The organism is Mycoplasma pogonae, assembly GCF_054170725.1.
This window is the reverse complement of sequence record NZ_JBSWZS010000003.1, coordinates 69627-90552: the sequence shown is the minus strand read 5'-3', so window position 1 is coordinate 90552 and position 20926 is coordinate 69627. Positions and strand designations below refer to the sequence as shown.

The following is a 20926-nucleotide window of genomic DNA, read 5'->3' as shown; positions in this document are numbered from 1 at the left end:
AAAATCTAGAAAATATTTTTAAATTTTATTTTAAAATATAAATAAGTAAATTTAAAAAAATAGTCAAAAATAAAAAGGTTGGAAAAAATTGAAAAAAATTTCTATAAAATCAAAAAAAATTAAACTAGGATTATTAATTGGAGCTATATCCTTAGGTTCAATTGGTTTTATTACACCTTTTGCATGATTTGGTTATAGTGTTTTTAAAAAATATTTTGTAAAAAATGAGGATTTTAGTCAATATATTAATCAAATTCATCAATCAAAAGAAGAAAATCAACGCTATTTTTTAGATTACATGAACAAAGCTGGTAGAAATTATCTAATTAAAAGCTTTGAATTGAATTTTGATGTAGCAGATCAAGATCAAGCTTTTTTAATTAAAGACAGCAAAGATTTAGAAACATTCAAAAATAATGTTTTAGCCAGAAAAAATGAATCACAAAATATTTTATTTAATATTAAAAAACCAAGATTAATGATTAATGACAGATGATTTTCTTCTCAATTTGATCAATTTGACAAAATTGCCTTTTTTCAAAATATTGAAAAAATTATCGGTAATAATACTTCCGCTTTTTTTGAAAATAATTTATTAATTATTGATTACCGCAAAAATAGCATTTTTTATAATTTTTTCTATGATTTAAATGGCATTGATACTCAAAATCAAATTATTGAAATTGATGCATTAAATGTTGTTGAAATTTTAGATACAGAAGTTACACAACCAGATGTTTTACATAATTCAAGTCATGTTGTGAATTTATTAAAAATTCCTAAAAAACATGATATGAAAGATTTAAAAAATGTTAATTTAAATCACATTAATAGCATGGATCATTTTATAAGTTACTTTAAAAATAAAAACCTTGCTAAAAAACCTAAAATAATTATTGATAAGTACTAGAAAAAATTAACAGTAAATTTTGAAAATCTTAAAAGTTTATTTTAAATTTTTAAGATTTTTTTATTTTAAAATTTAAGTTTTTTTATAAAAACTTATCTTATAAAAACTTTAATTTATGTTAAATTACTTAAAAAAACTATTTTTAAAGCTAAAAATTTACTTTTTTTCAGAAAGTAAACTTCTTTTTTTTTTTTTTTGTTTTTAAAATAGAATTTAAATTAATAACGCATATTTTATACTTCAAGTTATTAAAAATTAATAAGAATTACAAAAGGAAATCTTTATGGAAAAACAGAGTAAAAATCGTAAAAAATGACTTTTATTAGGTGGTGGAGGAGCTGTTTTAGCTATTGCTGTTATTACTCCTTTGAGTTATTTTTTAACAAGAAATAATGGTCAGAATCAGTCAAAAATCATTACAACAACAGCCTCAAATTTTTGAGTTAAAGGTAATGAATTAATTTTGAGCTTGAATCAAACATCATTAACTAAAAATGATAATGAAGTTACAATTCAATATTGAGCAAATAATGATCCGAAAAATATTCGAGAAATTAAAACTAGTGTTGATTTGTCTAATAAAAACATTAAAGCAAGTATCGCTAATTTAGCGCCTGGTCAAGAATATTCAGCAAGAGTTTTAGACAGTAATGGGAATATCTTACAAGAAGTTAAAGATTTTTTTGTTTATCAAAACCCTACATTTAGCCATGTTGCAACAACTAATGAATTAAACTTCAAATCAACAAAACTAGATTCAAGATTAAAAGATGCTGATATTTATGTTGCATATGCTGAAGCTACAAAAGAAGGTGACACTAGATTTAAAATGCAAAAAGCCAAAGTTGTAGCTGCAACTAATAATCCAAATGATTATTACATCCAAGCAACAATTTCAGATTTAAACCCCGAAACTGGCTATATCGTTTCTTTCTATATTGATAAAAATGAAGTTCCTTTAATGGAGCAAAGAACATTTTATACAGTTGGTGAAAATAATTTAGAATTAAGTGTATTAGAAGCAACTAAAACAACTGCCAAATTAAATATTTCAAGCATTCAAAAATTCTTTAATAAATTCGGCATTAAAGAGCATGTTACTTTGAAATACATTTCACTAAAAGAGAATAAAGAATTTTTACTGAATTTAACATTGCCAAAAAATGAAGACTCTTTAACTATTGAATTAGAAAATTTAAATTCTGGTGATTTATATGAAAGTTTTATTTATGATAGTGCATCAGAATCAAAAGAAGTTATATCATCTAGAGTTGATTTTATAACTGATACTAATCCAAAATTACAAAAAATCTTTTTATCTCAAAAGGGTCATGACTTTTTACCATTAACTGAAAAATTAGTTGTTTCATTCACTGACTTTATTAATCAATATAACGCAGATAAATCGATCGACCCCAAAACTATGCATGTAGTGTTTTGAGAAGGCGATGAAAATACCAAAATTGATGATAACTTAGCGATTGTTAAAAAATACGACTTACCTGATTTAGTTTTTGGTTTTGCAAATGTTTTTGTTGAAGGATTAGAACACAATAAAAAATATAATTTTAATTTATTTAAAAAAACAGATGCTAATTTTGAAAACCCTCAAATTGCAACTGTGAATTTTCTTTACCAAAATGTGGCTATGACTTCAACGATAGATTTAACTAAAATAAGTCATAATTCAGCTTCAATTACTTTAAATAATTTTCCAAGTGATTACTCAGAAAATGAATTATTAGTGAAGTTATATAAGCAAAAAGCTGATGGTGGGTACGATTATAACGACCCTCAAGCTACAGAAATAATTTCTACAATTAATAAAGAGGCAAAAACTGCCGTTGTAACATTTAATGATTTAGAACCTTTAAATACTTACAAATTTGCAGTTTTTCCAAACTACACTTTAACTCAAAAAATGGAATATAATTTTCTAGGAACTTCAGCAGCTGAATTTAAAACCAAAGGTTTTTTAACTTTCAACTTTGGAAGCTGAAATAATTTAAACTCTCCTACAGGATTTTTAGATAATGAAGATTTTACTTTTACCTTATCAAAAATAGATCAAGATTTTCCATTTGGACAAGATTTAGTTTTACAATGACGTAAAAAACCAGAAGATCCTGCAGCTGAATGAAGCCCTGAAGATGACAAAAATTCATATGAATTTAATATTGCTAATGCAACTGATTTAACAAATGATGCTAAAGAATTAAGTTTTAAACGAAAAGAAAAAGTTTTTTGATTAGGGGAAGTTAATCAAGTTCGTTTATTTAATAAAAGCGATACAAATAAAACTAATTTAATCAAAGAAGGTAATACTGAATTTAAATTTAATGATGCTGTTACAGCTACAGTTTTAGAAATTACTAAGGATAGTGATTTCATTAATGTAATTAAAACTAAATTCCAAAGACCAGAAGTTAAAAATATTGTTAACTATGACTATTTAGGTGGGTTCCAACGTTATGAACCATGACAACGCTACCGTGGATTTAATACTAAGAAAAAATTAATTGATTTGTATGAATATTTAGCTTTTGGTAATGACGGATCAGAAGATACAAATACACTTGGACAAAATATCGCAAATGGGTTTCATAATTACATTAATACACCGAGTGATAAATATAAAGCAACAGGTATTTATATTTTATCACCCTTAGATATTTCTGATTATGAAGGTAATAACCTTTTGGAAAAACATGGAAATTTAATTAGAAATGGTGAAGTTGGTAATAATAAACCTGCTAAAAAAATCATTGAAATCGGTGGTGTGTCACCGAGTTATTATTCATCAGCTAGTCCAATCAAACCAAGCGACTTTATGGATGGTCGATGAAAATTTAAAAATTGAGGTGTTATTGTTAAAGCATTCCAATTTAGAATTCAAAGATTTAAAGATACCGGAATAACTTTAAATAATATGTATTTAAAATGAAGCTACAAAAAAGAATTAAGCCAAATGGTACCTTCATTTTTTAAAGAAAATAAAGACTATTTAACAAAAATTTTACAACTTAATTTTTCTGAAGGCTTTACAACAAAATATAATTTAGTTATTTCAGAATTAACGGATATTTTACCTAATGATTTAACTGGAGAATTAGGACTGAAAGTTAAAGCAACTGCCAAAGCAGGTTCTTCTGATCCAAACATAGATTTTTACATTGTTTTAAAAGGTTTGAAAAAATCAAATGACGGAATCATTAGACAAGATATTGAACTAAGTTTATATCCTGATCAAGCAATTGGTAAATATTACTTTGTACAAGAATTTAACAAATTAACTGATGATAACAGTAAAAAAACTTTTGTAGAAAAATATTTTAAAATTACTAAAGATGCAAATGTGGATTTTGTTCCCAAAGGCGCAAGCATTGTTGAGAATGAATTAGTTTTAGATCTTGAAATAACTAAAACAATTCATAAATGAGGAACAGCAAGTGAACCTTTAGTTAAACAATTACAAATTACTGTGCCATTGACATTGTTAGATAATTTACCGGTATTATCCAAAGGTTTCCCTAATGGGAACAGCTATACTCAAAATAATCAAGGCGTTGACATGCCCATTTCAGGAATTTCTAATTTTGATAGCAGTCCAACCAAAAATGGAAAAGGTTATGCAATTAATTTAACTCGCCCTGACTTTTTAGCATTAATGCAAGAAGCAGTTGCTAAAGATGCTGCATTGGGATTAGGTGATCATGCCGAAGCTAAAAAAATTGCAAATCAAATTATTAATAATCCACTTGATTTCCCGATTATAAACTTACAAACATTAGGATTTTTATTTTTCTCCCCAATGGGAACAACTCCATTAAAACCCGTTGTTAATGAAGGTCAAGGTAGTTTAAATGTTGACAAAAATACAACTAAAGGATTTTATATTGCTGTAGCAGATGGAATAACTGGGACAATCAAAGATTTAGAAGATACATTAGTAAAAATGGTGGAAGAATATGGAAAATAATAAAAAAAATAAATGAAAATATGCAGCAGTTGCTGGTGGGGTTTTAAGTTTAGGTGTAGCTGGGATTGTTGCAGCAAGTCTTTTAACAACACAAAATTCAGAAAAAACCACAAATGCAATAATTAAGCATTACGCTCATTCAAGTGTTGTTCCTATTTCTGATCAAGCTGTAAATTTTGAAATTAGTAATTTAGAACCTTTGCAAAGTGAAACATTTTATATTAAATATTGAGACGCCAATTACCCAAATCCTGATCCTCAACTTGCTAAGATAACTCGCAAGAATAGTGAAACTGCAGTCAAATTTAGTTTAGGTAATTTAAATAAGCGGATTGTTTATAATTACAGTATTTTAGATCAAGATTATAATGAAATTTCTATTAATGGAACTTTTAATACTTTTAATATCCCAAAAATTAATTTTATTTCTCAAAAAAATTCAATTAATTTTGCTTCAGAAACATTGAATGAAGAATATTACAAAAATAAAATTTATTTAAAGTATTGGGAGTATCGCGAAGATGGTGAAGCGCCAGAAAAAACATCTTGAATTGCTGTAATCGCTGAAAAAAATGAATTAGATGATAATAAACAGTCATATCAATTTAGTGGTGAAATTAATAATTTAAAAGAAAATACACCTTATGTAATTCAATTGTCATTAAATGGCAAAGATGGTGATATTGATTTTCAGTCAGTTGTTTATACTTTAGGACAAGCTAGTGCTGCTCAATTAAGTTTGTTAAATGTTTCAAATTCAACAGCAAATTTAAATCTTTCTAATTTATCTAGTTATATTGATTTAAACAAGAGTTCTAATAACTCAATTGAATACTTTATTAAATATTGAAAAAAATCAGAGCCACAAAATTCGCGAAAAGCTGTAATAAATCTAACAGAACAAAATTCAATTTTGAAAGAGTTAACAGATTTAGAAAGTGCAACAGAATACCAAGCTGTTTTTGCATTTGCTAAAAATAACGAAGAAACAATTGTTTCTTCAACCATTGATTTCACAACTAAACTAGTGCCTTATGTTGTGGAATTCACAAATTCATCAAACAAACACCAAGTTATTGTATCTAACCACAATGCTGCTGTACGTTTTTCTGGATTTACTTCTTCAACATCTAATTTAGATACCACTAATATGCAACTAAAATTAATGTCTGAAACAGGTGGGCAATGAAAATATAATTTAGCAACACTGAGCTCAAATATCTCAACTAATGTTTTTTCATTTGAAAGTGGTTTAAAATATGAATTAAATATTGTTGACACCGCAACGGGATCACAAAACTTTTTAACAAGTAATGTTCAAATCCAAGATGTTAAATTTAATGCAGATTTTAAGTTAGTTACTAAAACTGATACTTCAGTAAAATACGAAATCACCGACTTACCAACATTTTATAAACCAGAAGAAATGAAACTTTCATTAAAACCTATTGGAGCTGGCGGTGAAGTTTTAGAGGCTGATTTAACTGATGTAGATCTTGGAGCTAAAAAAGCTTTTGCAACAATTGAAAATCTTGTTGCCGGAACTAGCTATCATGTAAGATTGTTACCGAAATACACAGAGTTAAATTCTGATCGCGATGATTTATCAAGATATTCATTAACTGATACTACTTTCAAATTTGAAGTACCTGGGAATGTTACATTTGTAGGGGTTGAAGGAGAATTTTTAAATGATGTTGCTTTAAAATTTAAATTAAATAACCTAGGAACTGATTTTCCAACTAATGAATCTTTAAAATTACAATGAAGAATTAAACCACTAAAAGATGGTGTTAATTGAGAAAACCCCGATGAAACTAATTCAATTGAATTTAATTTAGCTTCAGTTCCAGAAAATAATAGTTATGATGTAATTTTAAATTTGGTTAATAATGAGAAAATAAATTTTGCAATTAATGAAGTTAATGAAGTGCGCTTAGTAAAAGCTAGTGATACTGGTACTGACTTAATTAAAGCCGGGAACAAAGAATTTAATTTAAATAGTTCTATAACACCAATCTTATTTAATGAAACATACATTCCAAATCAAAAAACTGTTTCATTAACTTGGCAAAAACCTTTAATTAGTAATGTTGTTGCTTCAGGATTAACAGGTCAAAATTATGGCATTGTAATGGAACGTCATTTTGATGGATTAACAACTCAGAAACAATGGCAAGATTTTTATGGTTATTTAGCATTTCAAGGTAGTGAAAGTGAAGTTAATAATTTTGTAAATCATGCTGTTGCCGCAGCTCAAGGTTATAAAACTGATAGTAGCGCAAATGATTATACTAATAGAAACTATATGGTGCCATTAAATCCAGTTAGTGGTGCACTAACTGATTTTACAGTCGGAACAACAGATGATGAAAAATCAGCAAATTTAGATACTTATTTCAAAAATTATAATTACAACATTTTATTAGGTTCTTATGCTTATGATGCTGATTTCTCGGTAGTACCGTATAATCCTTCTTCATTTTTATCAATGCTAATTTATCACTATCATGAAACCAATAATAGAAGAGAATATGTTAAATACGGAAATAATAAGTTCCAAAGTTGAGATTCATTTCCATTTACAGTTTTTTATAAATTAAGTAAGTATAAACAAATCGGTTTAGCAAAAGATAATTTATATTTAAAAAATAATTTTTTAACTAAATCACTAGCAGAAATTCCTGCTTATACTTTTGCAAATGAAAGAAGAACTCGCGACTTTTTAAGTGCAACAACAGCAACACCAGGTTGAAATGCATCGCTAGTAAGAAAAAGCGCTAGTGATACAAGTGATATCGTTTATGTGAATGATGCAACTGGAAGTGTTTATGCTAAAATGCATTTCCAAAATAATGAAAACCAATATTTATCATATTATGGATGAGTTAAATTGGAAGGCTTTAAAGTAGTAGACAAAACTACTCCACCTACCCAAGATCAGTGAAGTGTAGCCCCTTTCCCTGAAACAGTTATTGGACCATATTATTTAGCTAAACTGTTTAAAAATGCAACTGATGAAGCCGCTAAAAAAGCAGTAATTGAAAAATACTTTAAAATTACAAGTGATGAAAATATTGATTTTATTCCTGTAAGTTTAGAAGTTGACAAAACTGATTCTACTAAGGCAATATTAAAAGTAAAACTAGTTAAAAAAGGTTTAGAAAATAAAGATTTATACCAAGTAGAATCCACTGAATTTAGCTATGAATTAACACTAAATAAATTAAGTGGTTTGCCAGAACTTGATTTACTTAATACTGATTTCAAAGGGACTAATACATTAAATGAAGCAGAAAAAGCAATTTGATCAGTAACTAAACCGCTTGGAGCTGTTTTTGATATTAACCTAACAATGGCGCAATTATTTTATAAAATTCAGGAAGCTAAAGCTCAAGATGAGGTAAATTCGAATGATGAAGCTGTTAAAACAATCAAAACAGCATTTAAAAATAAATTAAGTTCAAGCTTTACTGGCTTCACTAATTCAATGGGTTATGTATATTTCCGTGCTAAAGGTGAAAGATTTATCTCAAAAACTTATGCCGATTTAACAGCTTATACTACAATTATCCCTGAAGAAAAAATTGGTTTCTTTTTAAAAGTTGCTGAAGATAATACATTAACAAACGATGAAGATAAACTAAAATTAATCGATTACTTAACTGAAAATATTGATGAAATGTTTTAGTTTTTAAAATAAATAAAAAACAAAATACTAAATTAATAGTTTTATGAGGCAATTAAAAAAAGAAGAGTGATTAATTTTATTTAATAATTATGAAAAAGCATTAAAAAATAATGAGATTGAAAATTTTTGAAAATTATATTTTACATTAAAAAATGATGTTACTAAAGATAATGCCAAATATCGATTTATAAAAAAATATAATGCTTTTATTTCTGGTAAAACTAACTTAGAATCTCAAACCGGAAAAGCCTCCAAAAAAGGCAAAGGTAGTGGAAGACCTAAAAAAACTACCTAAATTTTAGTTATAAAAAAGATTTAATAAACTTTGTAAAAAATGTTAAAGAAAATTTATTTCTTAACTTGATTTTTACAAGGTTTATTTTTTATTTCAAAATAATTAAACTCGCGCCTTTAATAACTTAATAATAATTTTAAAAACTATTAAAAAAGTTTAAATTTACAAAAAAGTCTTTTTTTTGGGCTTTTTTTTACTTTTTTTTAAAATTGTAGGGCTTTTTTTTTTTTTTTGTTTTTTAAATAGAATTTAGAATATTGACACATATTTTACAATTTTAAGTCATTAATTAAAAAGAATTACAAAAGGAAGAACTTATGAAAAAACTAAACAAAAATCGCAAAAAATGATTTTTCTTAGGTGGAATTGCTGTTGTAGCTTCAGTAGTTATAATTGCACCACTAAGTTATTTTTTACACAAAAAAAATACAGAAAATCAGCAATTAAAAATTACGTCAACTAATGCTTCAAATTTCTGGGTTGAAGGCAACAATTTAATTTTGAGCTTGACACAAACATCTTCACCATTAAAAAATAATCAAGTAACTATTAAATATTGAGATAATGCTAATCCTAAAAATATTAAAGAAGTAAAATCTAGTGTTAATGCATTATTAAAGAACATCAAAGCTACAATTCCGAATTTAGAGCCTGGTAAAAAATATTCAGCTGAGGTTTGAGATTCAGAAAATAAACTTTTACAAAAAGTTGAAAATTTTTTTATTTACCAAAATCCAACATTTAAACATAGCGCAACTACTAGTGAACTTCGTTTTAAATCTTCAAAATTAGATCCAGGTTTAAAAAATGCTAATGTCTATATTGCTTATGCGGAAGCTAATAAAGAAGGTGATACAGCTTTTAAAAAAGAAAAAGCTCAAATTGTTGCCGGAGCAGATAATTCAAATGATTTTTTTATTACAGCTACAATTCCTAATTTGAATTCAGAAACTGGATATTTAGTTTCATTTTGAATTGAAAATAATCAAGAACCTTTAATGCAAGAAAAAGTATTTTACACAGCTGGAGAAAATAATTTAGAACTTAGCGTTTTAGAAGTTACTAAAACAATGGCTAAAATTAGAGTCCAAGCAATTCAAAAATATTTCAATAAATTTGGTAGAAATAAAAATAATGTTTTGTTAAAATATTTTTCTTCAAAAACTAACAGTGAAAAATCTCTTAATTTAACACTACCAGAAAATGAAGATCAATTTAACGTTGAATTGAATGATTTAAACTCTGGTGATTTATATGAAGTTTATATTTTAGATCCGACATCGGAATCAAAAAATGTTATATCTTCAAGAATGGATTTTGTAACTAATACAGAACCTAAATTGCAAGAAATTTTTTTAGCAAAAAAAGGACATGATTTTTTACCATTAACAAATCAAGTAGTAGTTTCTTTTACAGACTTTGTTAATAATTATGATGCTACTAATTCCATTGATCCACAAACAATGCAAGCTGTATTTTGAGAAGGTGATGCAACAACAAAAATTAGTGATGCCGCAGCAACTGTTAAAACTTTTAATTTACCAGAGCTAGTTTTTGGTATTTCAAATTTATTTGTTGACGGTTTGGAACATAATAAGCAATACAACTTTAATTTATTTAAAAAAACTGATCAAAATTATCAAGATCCGCAAATTGAAACAGTTAATTTTACTTACAATGATATAAAAATAACTCCACAAATTGATAAAACAAAAATTACTTACAATAATGCTGTAATTACCTTAGAAAATTTTCCAGCCGATTATGCAGAAAATGAATTAATTATCTACTTGTATAAACAAAAAGCTGATAAAACATATGATTACACCACACCAATTAGTTCACAATTAATTTCTGTAATTGATCAAGAAACTAAAAAAGCTGTTATTAATTTTGATAATTTAGAACCATTAGAAACATATCGATTTGCTGTTTATCCAAATTATGCTCTTACACAAAAAAAGGAATATGACTTTTTAGCTGATACTAATGTCGAATTTACCACAAAGGGATTTTTAACTTTTGAATTAGGAAATTGATATAACTCTGCAGCACCAACTGATTTTTTAGCTAACAATGAATTTACATTTAAATTAGAAAAAATTGATGAAGATTTTCCATTTGGGCAAGAATTAGTTTTACAGTGACGTAAAAAACCAGAAGATCTATCGATGAGTTGAGAAGAAAATGATTCTAAAAACTCATTCGATTTCTCAATCACCAATGCAAATGAATTAGTAAATAATGCAAAAGAATTTAGCTTTGATAAAAAAACAAAAGAATTCTGATTAGGCGAAACTAATGAGGTGCGTTTATTTGCAAAAAGTGATAGCAACAAAACTAATTTAATTAAAAAAGGTAATACAGAATTTAAATTTAATGACACTATAACTGCAACAGTTGTTGAAATTACAAAAGATGAAGCTTTTATTAATGATTTAAAAACTAAGTTCCATAAACCAGCTGTTAAAAATATTGTTAATTATGATTATTTAGGTGGTTACCAACGATTTGAACCATGGCAACGTTATCGTGGATTTAATACTAAGAAAAAATTTATTGATTTATATGAATATTTAGCTTTTAAAGATGAAGTTGGCGAAGATACAACTACATTTGCTAATAATATTAAAAACGGGTTTAAAAATTACATGAATACTACCGATAATCAATATGCAGCTTCAAGAATTTGGATTTTGTCGCCATTAGATATTTCAGATTATCCCGGTGATGATCTTTTAGCAAGGCATGAAAAAATGGCTGAAGAAGGTTCTGAAGATCCGCGTAACCCTCAAAAAATAATTCAATTTGGAGGAATAAGTCCTCGTTCTTTAACTGGTTACACACCAATAAAACCATCAGATTTTATGAGTGCAAGATTTAAATTTAAAAGTTGAAATGAAGTTCCAAAGGGTGTTAAATTTAGAATGGAAAGGTTTAAAAAAACCGGTATTTCACTAGATAATAATTATTTAATATGAGATTATAAAAAAGAATTAAATCAAATAGTTCCATCATTTTTTAAACAAAATTTAGATTATATAAATAAGGTACTTAATTTAACTTACCCAGATACATTTACAAATACATATAATCTAGAAGTCAAAACTCTAGAAGATATTTTACCAAATGATTTAACCGGAGAATTGGGACTAAAAGTTGAAGCCACACCAAAAAATTCTAGCGATGGCCAAAAATTTACTTTTTTTATTACATTAAAAGGTTTGAAGAAAGCTGTTGCAGGAATTATTAGTCAAGATATTGAATTTAATTTATACCCAGACCAAGCTATTGGAAAATACTATTTCACTCAAGAATTGAACAAAAAAACGGATGCAGAAGATAAGAAAAAATTTGTTGAAACATATTTTAAAATTACTAAAGATGCAAACGTTAATTATAAAGTTTTGGGAGCAGAAATTATTAATAACAATTTAATGCTAAACTTAGAAATAACAAAAATAATTTCTAACTGAGGCACAGAACAAGCGCCAATAACAAAAGAAATTCAAATTAACGCTCCACTAGCATTAGTTGATAATTTGCCTGTTCTATCAAAAGGGTTTCCTAACGGAAATTCATCAACTCAAAATAATCAAGGTGTTAAAATGCCAAAATCCGGAATTTCAAACTTTGATAACTTGCCAACAAAAGATGGTAAAGGTTATGCAATTAATTTAACCCGTCCAGATTTTTTAGCACTAATGCAAGAAGCTGTTGCTAAAGATACTAAATATGGGTTAGGAGATGATGCTGAAGCTAAAAAAATAGCAGATCAAATAATTAATAATTATGAAGATTTTCCAATTACTAATTTACAAGATTTAGGATTTTTATTTTTCTCACCAATGGGAACTACTCCTTTAGCTAATGTTGTAGTTCGGGGTGAATCAAGTAAAAGTGTTGATAAAAATACGACACAAGGGTTTTATGTAAGTGTTAATGCAACAGAAGATTGAACAATAGATGACTTAAAAAATATTTTAGTAGGAATGGTGAAAGAATATGGAAAGTAATAATAAATCTAAGTTAAAATATATAGCTGTTGCTAGTGGAATTCTAACATTAGGAATAGCTGGGGTGATTTCAGCCGCTGTTTTAGCACAACAAAATACAAATGAACAAAAAACTTTAAAAATAAAACAACAAGTTTATTCAAATGTTGTTCCTATTTCTGACCAGTCTGTTAATTTTGAAATTTTTAATTTAGGAAATACAATAGGTGAAAAATTTTACATTAAATATTGAGATGCTAATTTTCCAAACCCTAGCCCGCAAATTGCTGTAATTAAAAAAAGAGAAAATGAAACTACATTAAAATTTAATTTAGGTAATTTAAATCGTCGAATTATTTATAACTATCAAATTTTAGACAAAAATTATAATCCAATTTCATCCAATGGAACATTCAACACTTTTAATGTACCTAAAATTAATTTTATTGCACAAAAAAACTCAATTAGTTTTTCTTCAGAAACATTAAACAATGAATATTACAAAAATAAAATTCATTTAAAATATTGAGAATATATTGAAAATGATCAAGCTCCCAAAAAAACTGAGTGAATTCCTGTAATTGCTGAAAAAAATGAGCTAGATGACAGTAAACAATCTTATCAATTTAAGGGGTTGATTGAAAATTTAAAAGAAAACACACCTTATGTAATTCAACTATCATTAAATGGTAAAGAAGGTGATATTGATTTTCAAGCTATTGTTTATACATTAGGACTAGATAGTTTAGCAAGTTTAAGATTATTAAATGTTTCAAATACAACAGCAAATATTAATTTAGGTAATTTAGCAAGCTTTATTAAGATGGCTGAGGCTACAAACTCAATAAATTTTTATCTTAAATATTGAAAAAATAATCAACCAGAAATAATTCAAAAATCAACAGTAATTTTTAGCAATCAAAATTCTATGACTCACCAATTAACTGATTTAGAAAATGGAACAACTTACCAGGCGACACTTGCTTTTGAAAAAGATGGAATTGAAACCATTATTTCATCACCAATTAATTTTACAACTGGATTAATTCCTTATCCTGTAGATTTTGAAAACAAAGAAATAACTCATAAAGTTATTTTTTCCAATCATAATGGAGCAGTTAAGTTTTCGGGATTTGCTGCAAACGGTAATGCTATTGATTTATCAAAAATGCAATTAATGGTTAGCACAGACTTAGGAAGTCAACAAAAAATTAATTTAGGCAGTTTATCACAAGGAATTTCTAATAATGTTTTTCCAATTCGAAATAATTTACAATACAACATAAATATTGTTGATACCGCAACCGCTTCTGTTAAATTTTTACCAGAAAATATGCAATTTGAAGCAGTTGTATTTAAAGCGGATTTTAAATTAACTGAGCAAAATGATAATCAACTTGTTTATGAAATAAATGACTTGCCAACATTTTATAAGCCAGAAGAAATGAAATTATCACTAAAACCAATTGGCGAATCAACAGAAATTTTAGAAGCTGATTTAGAAAATTTTGATGCTACAAACAATAAAGCTACTGCAACTATTAAAAATTTAGCAGCTGGAACTAGTTATTATGTGCGATTATTACCAAAATACACTGAATTAAATTCTGATCAAGATGATTTGTCAAAATATTCACTAACAAATGAAACATTCAAATATTTAGCGCCTGGTAATGTAACTTTTGTAGGTGTAGAAGGTAATTTTTTAACTGATTCAAGTTTAAAATTTAAATTAACAAATTTAGGTCAAGATTTTCCTAAAAATGAAAATTTAAGATTACAATGAAGAATTAAGCCTACTAAAGATGAAACAGAATGAAAAACCCCTGATGATACCAATTCTATTTTAATTAATTTATCAGAGATTCCTACTTCTAATAGTTATGATGCTATTTTAAATTTAGCAAATAATGACAAAATTAATCTTGCGGTCAATGAAATTAATCAAGTACGTCTAATTAAAACTGATGATACAACTAATGATGATTTAATTAAAGCTGGAGTTAAAGAGTTTAATTTAAATACAAATGTTACCGCCGCTATTTTCAATAAACAATACATACCATTTAGTAAAATACATTCGTTAACATGGCAAAAACCAGAAGTTGCTAATGTTGTTGGATCAGGGCTAAATGGTACTAATTATGGTGTTGTTATGGAGCGTCATTTTGATGGTTTGAAAACTCAAAAACAATGACAAGATTTTTATGGATATTTAGCTTTTAAAGGTAGTGAAGCTGAAGTCAATAATTTTATCGACCATGTTACAGTGGCGGCTCAAGGTTATAAAACTGATGATACAACAAATGATTATACTAATAGAAATTATGTTTTACCAGTTACTCCAGGGGAAGCACAATTAACTAATTATACATCTCCAGCAAGTGATGGAACTGAAGATCAAAAATCAACAAGCATAGATAATTATTTCAAAGCTAACGATTACAACATTTTATTAGGTTCTTATGCTTATGATGCTGACTTTTCGGTTTTACCTTATAACCCTTCGTCATTTTTATCGATGATTGTTTATAACTACAGTGATTGAAATGTACGTCAAGGTATAAGAGCTGGAAATAACAAATTCCAGAACTGAGATTCTTTTCCGTTTACTATTTATTACAAATTATCCAAATACAAACAAATTGGACTCGCTAAAGATAATTTATACTTAAAAAATAGTTTTTTAACAAAAACCATTAATCAAGTTCCCGCTTATACTTTTAACAACGAACAGTGGACAAAAGATTTTTTAGATCTTACAACAGATCAAGAAAATTGAAATTTAGCATTAATTACTAAAAATAATGACGATACCGATGCAGCTGTTTATGTAAATGATGAAAAAGGAAGTGTTTATGCAAAAGTACAATTCCAAAATAAAGATAATCAGTATTTATCATATTATGGTTGGGTAAAATTAGATGGCTTTAAACAAGTGGATCGTACAACACCTCCAACTAAAAGTGATTGAAATTTAGAATCTTTCCCAGAAGCAATTATTGGCCCATATTACTTAACTAAAGTGTTTAATGATGCAACTGATGAAAGTTCTAAAAAAGCAGTAATTGAAAAATATTTCAAAATTATTAGTGATGAAAATATCGATTTCACACCATTAAGCATGGAAGTTGACTCAACAGATAATACAAAAATTACTTTAAAAGTTAAATTAATTAAAAAAGGTTTGAACAATACAGAAATTTATCAAGTTGAATCTGAAGAATTAGAATACAAATTAACACTAAATAAATTAAATTCTCTTCCTGCTCTTAATTTATTAAAACAAGATTTAGTAGTTACAAAAAATCTTAACGAAACAGAAAAGCTTGCATGAAAATTAACTAATAATAGCGGAATTCTATTTGATATAAATCATTCAATGGCGGAATTATTTTATAAAGTTCAAGAAGCTAAGGCAAAAGATAAAGCAAATGGTGATGATGGCGTAGCTGTTACAGCATTAAAAAATGAATTTAAATCTAGCATTGATGCAACAACAGGATTCAGAGATTTGGAAAATAAAAATTTCGTCTACTTACGTGCAAAAGGTGAAAAACTTGTTTCTAAAAAATATGCAGATTTAGATGCTTACCAAATAATTATTCCTGAAGAAAAAATTGGTTTCTTTTTAAAAGTAGAAGATTCAAATGCTCTGGACTCTGATGAAGATAAATTAAAATTAATCGACTATTTAGTTGAACATATTGATGAAATGTTTTAAAAATTAAACACAAAACTTAATTTAATGAAACAATTAAAAAAAGAAGATTGATTAATTTTATTTAATAACTATGAAAAAGCTTTAAAAAATAATGATTTAGAAAACTTTTGAAATTTTTATTTTGCCTTAAAACACGTTGGGTCTAAAGAAGGTGCTAAATACCGCTTTATACAAAAATATGATGCTTTTATTGCTGGTAAAACTAATTTAGTATCCCAAACTGGGAAAACTCCCAAAAAAGGTAAAGGTAGCGGAAGACCAAGAAAAAAAATAAATTAATAAAAGGCGAAAGAAAAATGCAATCAAAAAAATTTTTTAAACTAATAACCTGGGTAGGGATTTTAGCTATTGGTAGTCTTGGCACAATGGTTTTAAGTTATAAATCTAATAACAAGGCTATTAAAACAGTTGCTAAAAAAAATTTTAGTAATAAATCAAATGATTATATTGCAAGTAAAAAATATCAATTAAAAATATTTTTAAATTACTCATCACCAAATTTTGACCAAATAGAAGATGAAGTAAATTACTTTGGTAAAAAGAATCAACAATATGCACAAGAATTAATGACTAGATTAAAAAATGTAACATCCTTTGAAATTAGTCATTTAATGCCGATTGTATGATTAAATTTTGACAATTTAAAAGCTTATGAAGCAAATATTAAGTCATTACAAAAAATAGATTTTGTAATTGGAGCAACATTAAATGAATATAAAGTTCAAAATGCTGCAAAAGCTGATTTGAATAACAACAAAATTAGTTTTAGCGATAATTCATTGGTCGATAAATTAAATTTAATTAATTTTACAAAACGCCGAAAATGAGAAAATAAAAGTCAGTTAGCTTTAAATTGAGATAAAAGTAAATCTAATTCTAAAATTGGAATTTTAGAAGTTGGTGATGCAGTTTTAAATACTGATTTAGATTTATTTAAAGATCGTGATATTGAAATTTATCAAGATCAACAAACTAAAGCAAACAAGCATGCCACAATAGTTGCAGCGGCGGCAGCTGGAAGAAGTGGTGTAGATCGTTTTGCTAAAATTTATGCTGCTGGTTTTGGTCAATACGGGATTAGTGATTGACAAAAAAAGATTGAATGAATGATTATTAATGGTGTAAAAATTATTAATCATAGTTACGGATCTCGTGAAGATTTAGATAATGTTGAATATGGTAAAGATTCATATTTTTTAGATTATATTACTCGAAAATATGGCATTATTAATGTTTTTGCCGCTGGAAATGGTCATAAAAAACCAGATAGTAAAAATGAGTGGATTGATGGTGCTCAACTAGCTTTAAATTCAATCACTGTTGGAGCAACTGATTTATATAAAAATCACTATAATCCTGCAGAATTTTCAAATCGGACAAGATTTGGTAAATGATTAGATCTTCCTAAACCTTTAATTGCAGCTCCTGGATATGATTTTAAAATTAAATTTAAAAACAAAGAAGTTAGTTATGATGGAACTAGTTTTGCAACACCAATAGTAACTGGAGCTATTTCTGTGTTACTTAAAAAAGCTAAACATTTAAATACTGATGAAAAACGTGTAGTAGCAATTAAAGCAATTTTAGCTGCTTCAGGTCGTGAAAGTGATCAATCATTTTTTGAAAATGAAATTAATAAAAATGGTTTAAATAATGCCGTAGGTGCTGGTTTATTAGATTTCGAAAGAATGAAAAAAGCAGCTAAAAACATAACTATTAAAACAATTGGTGCAAAAAATAAACAAGAAAATGTGCTTATTAAAAAAGTTAATTTAAAAGCAAAACAAAAAATCCAAATTGGCTTAGCATGATTATTTAATGCTGGAGTTTTAGAAACCCCAGACCCAAAACCAGATAAAAACTTAAGCAACTATAATGAATTACTAAAACAATATTGAAATCAGCATGTAAGAACAGATATTTTAAAATTAAAAGAAACAGTTAAAAAACAAAATAATCAATTTTTTTCAAATTATGATTTATATTTTGAATGAAAAAATCCGACAACTAAACAATGACAAGTTGTTAAAAAAGTCGATGTAATTAATTCTAATGTTGAAGTAGTCCGTTATACATCGCCACATGGAGGTCAATATCGAATTGTTGTTAAAAAAGTCAGAAGTGCATTATTTCCTAATTCTGTGCCAGATAAATTAGCAGTAAGTTTTGTTAAATCCAAATAATAATTTACTAATATTTTTTAAAATCTAACCAAAAATAAAATACAGTTAAGAGCTAAATATTTAGATTAGCTTTAACTGTATTTTTTATTTAGTAAATGCTATTTCAAAAATTTTTGTGGCTTTAATTTTAATTGCATATAAAAATAAATTTTCAGTCAAAAGAACAAAAACTACTTGAATTCTTTGACTGAAATTTAAATGTTTGTTGATATTAAATTTTTTTTAATATTGTTTCTGCACCAAATTTATTTATTAACAATATTTTAAATTTAGGATTAATCAAAACAAAATTAGCTAATTGATTTATTTTAATTGTTCCATAATTTTTAGTAATTTTAAGATTTTTAGCAAGATTATAAGAAGATACTTTAACGATATCTTCTCAACTACAATTAGTTGCTAATTTAAAATTTTCTAAAATTAAGTTGTAGGGTTTACCACTTCCCGCTAATGTATTTTGGTCTTTTAAATAAAAAATATCTTTTTTCTTAACAATATCTAATTCACCTAATTTATAAAAATCATCTTTTAATCCTTTAGCATGTAAAGAATCAGAAACAACAATTAAATTATTAATATTAATATTGTCATAAGTAAATTTCAAAGTACTATTATTGACATGAATTCCATCAGCAATTATTTCCACTAAATATTTAGGACTAATATTTTGTTTTTCCAAAATGGTATTCACAAGCGATTGGCGTTTGTGATCAAAAGTTGACATACCATTGTAAAGGTGTGTCATTCTTGTATAATAGTAATCAATTAAATGCTGATTTTTAACATCATATGCATTTGAATGCCCGATAGCAAACTTTAATTGCTGTAAATTTTGTTGAACAATTTCATAATTTTTAGCAATTTCTGGTGCTACTAATAACAACATTTTTTTGGTCGGCATTTTTTTAACTAGTTGATTTAAAAATTTTTGTGTGAGCGGCTTGATATATTCCGCTTTATGCGCACCTTTTTTTTCATGAGAAATAAATGGACCTTCTAAATATCAATTCAAAAAAGTTTGAGAATATTGTTTAATTAAAGCTTGAAATTTTTCTGCCATTAATAATAAATGATTTTCACTTTGAGTTACTGTAGTTGCAAAAACAGCGCTTACACCTTCTTTTAAAAGTTTTCGCTCATAATCAGCAACTTTTGAAGTTCAATTTTGTTCCAAGATATCATCAAAAGATAATCCATAACCTCCATGAGTGTGACCATCAATAAATGTCGGTAATAAAATATTACCTTGGCAATCCAAACCTTGTTTTTTAGTTTTGCCTTTGCCAATTTCTACAATTATTCCTTTTTCATTTACATCAATTCAACCTAAAAACTGTTTTTCATGGGTAGTTATTAAAGCGTTTTTATAAATCATCAATCGCTTCCTTATCTACAATAATTTCAACATCACTATGTAGTGCTAATGCTGAAGCTGGAAAATTACGATCAAATTCTTTACTTGCTAGTAATTGTTTTACAGCTGCGTGTTTATTTTTACCAAAAGCTAAAATAAAAATTTTACGAGCTTGTAAAATTGTTGCAATTCCCATTGAAATAGCAGATTTAGGCACTTCATTAACATTATTAAAAAATCGCGCATTATCATTAATCGTTGAATCTGCTAAAGTGATTTTTCGGGTTTGAGAATTTAAATCTGAACCGGGTTCATTAAAAGCAATATGACCATTAGAACCAATTCCTAAAATTTGGATATCAATACCCCCTGCTTGTTTAATTAATTGATCATAATCGTGTTTTAAATCAGGGAAAAAACTTTTTTGATGGTTAAGATCTAATGATTTAAATAATTCTTGCTCCATAAAATAGTGGTAGCTTTGCGGATGCTTATGATCAATGCCATCATATTCATCTAAATTAAAAGTTGTCACTTGAGCATAAGAGGTGTGATTTTGTTGGTGCAATTTAATTAACTCGCCATAAGTAGAAATGGGTGTACTTCCAGTTGCTAGACCTAGTACAATTTTGGGATTGTGTTTAACTGCATTGTCAATATATTTAGCTACATAAGTAGCTGCAAGTTGTTGGTTATCAAAAACTTTTATTTTCATATTTTCCTTTATTTTTTAAAAATTAATTATTGTAAAATTATACTTTATTAAATTTTAAAAATAAATTAAAAAGTTATAAA

Annotated in this window: 10 protein-coding genes; 8 read left to right on the top strand and 2 right to left on the bottom strand. The window is 26.8% G+C overall.

Translation table 4 applies throughout. From position 1 onward, the window contains the following. The first annotated feature begins 88 nt into the window (after positions 1-88). From ACW95P_RS01625 to ACW95P_RS01590, 8 genes are all read left to right on the top strand, one after another. Positions 89-910, top strand: a complete 822-nt coding sequence (locus ACW95P_RS01625) for a hypothetical protein (protein ID WP_457961497.1) — start codon at positions 89-91, stop codon at positions 908-910. Between the two features lie 283 nt (positions 911-1193). Continuing rightward, the gene (locus ACW95P_RS01620) at positions 1194-4889 is read left to right on the top strand and encodes a hypothetical protein (RefSeq protein WP_457961496.1); all 3696 of its coding nucleotides are present in this window, start codon (positions 1194-1196) and stop codon (positions 4887-4889) included. Continuing rightward, complete coding sequence (locus tag ACW95P_RS01615) at positions 4879-8580, top strand: hypothetical protein (protein ID WP_457961495.1); 3702 nt, start codon at positions 4879-4881, stop codon at positions 8578-8580. Before ACW95P_RS01620 ends, ACW95P_RS01615 begins: the two co-directional genes overlap by 11 nt. 43 nt (positions 8581-8623) lie before the next feature. Continuing rightward, positions 8624-8875: a hypothetical protein gene (locus ACW95P_RS01610; RefSeq protein WP_457961493.1), complete on the top strand. Its 252-nt coding sequence runs from the start codon at positions 8624-8626 to the stop codon at positions 8873-8875. A gap of 317 nt (positions 8876-9192) precedes the next feature. Next, positions 9193-12891: a hypothetical protein gene (locus ACW95P_RS01605; RefSeq protein WP_457961491.1), complete on the top strand. Its 3699-nt coding sequence runs from the start codon at positions 9193-9195 to the stop codon at positions 12889-12891. Beyond that, on the top strand, positions 12881-16594 hold the full coding sequence (locus ACW95P_RS01600) for a hypothetical protein (RefSeq protein ID WP_457961490.1): 3714 nt from the start codon (positions 12881-12883) through the stop codon (positions 16592-16594). The genes ACW95P_RS01605 and ACW95P_RS01600 overlap by 11 nt, the downstream gene beginning before the upstream one ends. Positions 16595-16618: 24 nt before the next feature. Beyond that, positions 16619-16873: a hypothetical protein gene (locus ACW95P_RS01595; RefSeq protein WP_457961489.1), complete on the top strand. Its 255-nt coding sequence runs from the start codon at positions 16619-16621 to the stop codon at positions 16871-16873. A 17-nt stretch (positions 16874-16890) separates the two neighbouring features. Next, on the top strand, positions 16891-18777 hold the full coding sequence (locus ACW95P_RS01590; protein WP_457961488.1) for a S8 family serine peptidase: 1887 nt from the start codon (positions 16891-16893) through the stop codon (positions 18775-18777). A 211-nt stretch (positions 18778-18988) separates the two neighbouring features. Here ACW95P_RS01590 and ACW95P_RS01585 read toward each other — a convergent pair whose 3' ends face one another. Together ACW95P_RS01585 and nagB are read right to left on the bottom strand one after the other, a co-directional pair. Then, the gene (locus ACW95P_RS01585; protein ID WP_457961487.1) at positions 18989-20152 is read right to left on the bottom strand and encodes an amidohydrolase family protein; all 1164 of its coding nucleotides are present in this window, start codon (positions 20150-20152) and stop codon (positions 18989-18991) included. Continuing rightward, positions 20142-20846: a glucosamine-6-phosphate deaminase gene (gene nagB, locus ACW95P_RS01580; protein ID WP_457961486.1), complete on the bottom strand. Its 705-nt coding sequence runs from the start codon at positions 20844-20846 to the stop codon at positions 20142-20144. Before nagB ends, ACW95P_RS01585 begins: the two co-directional genes overlap by 11 nt. Positions 20847-20926: the final 80 nt, after the last annotated feature.